Below are 1,511 nucleotides of genomic sequence, written 5' to 3' on the forward strand. Positions count from 1 at the left end.
GCTAACCCACCCCCACCCACCTCCCATCAACGACACACCCGTTCCGCGGGACGACGACGCTTTACGCCCCGTGTTGGACATGCCATGGGGGAGCTATGTCGATACATGCCCATTTCATCCGCATTCTGACGCTCCTCTGCGCCGCCGTGTTGTCGGTCGCGCCGGTTTCAGCGCAGCAACTCCCCGGTGTCGCGAGCGAGGCAACGTCAGCGTCTGAGGCCACCCCCAAGCTGCCCGATAAACTTACCCGCGACGCGATCCGAGACGTGCTCTCCGGGCTCAGTGACGACCAGGCCCGCGAGCTCCTGATCCAGGAACTCGACAAGCGTGTCGCAGAGGAAGAAGCCCGCGCCGCCGAGGCGGACAACCGCTCCTTTTCAGAAGTGATGCGGGACTGGAGCGCGGCGTTCGCGAAGAACATCTATGAAGCCTCGACGTACGTCGTCCGGACGCCCGAGGCGTTTAAAAACGCCTTCGCCCGCTTCGAGGAACTGCGCGGCGATATCAGCCTCTGGTGGGTCGTGGCGGGCCTCGCCGCGTGCCTCCTCGCGGGCATCGCAGCCGCGGCCTTTGTTTCGCGAAAAACCCGCCCGCTCTATGCCCGTCTGGCCGCGACAGAACCCGAAGATCTGTGGACGCGGATCGCGATCCTGCTGAAGCGATTGATGCTCCACATCGCCGTGCTCCTGGCATTCGTCGTGGTCGGCTTGGCACTGAATGCGACACTCAACCACAACGTCGCCGCCGACCGCAGCGTGATCGAATACGTGATCACCTCGCTCGGATGGACCTGGTTTGCCGTGCTCGCTGCGCGATTTGTTCTCGCACCGCAGCGCCCGGACTTGAGACTCTGCGCCGTCGACGATCAGACAGCGAAGTTTCTCACATGGCGCATGGGGCTGATCTTCGGCTGGATGGCCTTTTCAGTCGGCCTGGTCATTTGGCTCGTCAATTTCGACTGGCCACTCGGGGAAGTGCGCATCGCGTTTTGGTTCAACGTCATCTTTAATCTCTTGATCATTTTGACGATTTGGCAGGCCCGCCACGCCCTCACAACGATGATCAAAAGCCACAGCAAGGATGGCTCCGTCTGGTACCGCATCGCCGATGCCTGGCCGTATATCGCGATCGCCCTCGTCGTCATTCAGTGGATCTTTGTCGAGCTCCTGGTCGCAACGGGGAATCTCAAAAACGTCACGCTGAGCGCGATCAACGTCACCCTAGCGCTCATTCTCGCGCTGCCACTTTTCGAGCCCATGATCCGCGGCCTTGTCGAGGCAACATGGCCGAATGATGAGACTGAGGAGCCGGCCCTGCAGGCGGCGCATATCAAGACGCAAGAGGGCCTCGTGCGCTGCGGCCGGGTGATCCTGTTGATCGTCCTTGCCATTCTCATGGCCTCGCTCTGGGGGCTCAATTTCCATGACCTCGCCGCACAAGGCATCGGCGCGCAGCTCGCCGGCGTGTTGGTCGAAGTTTGCGTGATCCTCGCGATCGCCTACGGCTTTTGG

1 protein-coding gene is annotated in these 1,511 nt (G+C 61.7%); it reads left to right on the forward strand.

Translation table 11 applies throughout. The features are described 5' to 3' along the window. Positions 1–95: 95 nt before the first annotated feature. Positions 96–1,511, forward strand: a 1,416-nt coding sequence (locus AC6RA4_RS25530) for a hypothetical protein (RefSeq protein WP_500165130.1), incomplete at its 3' end; no start/stop codon positions are given.

The sequence above is a fragment of the Salipiger sp. genome (assembly GCF_059781815.1).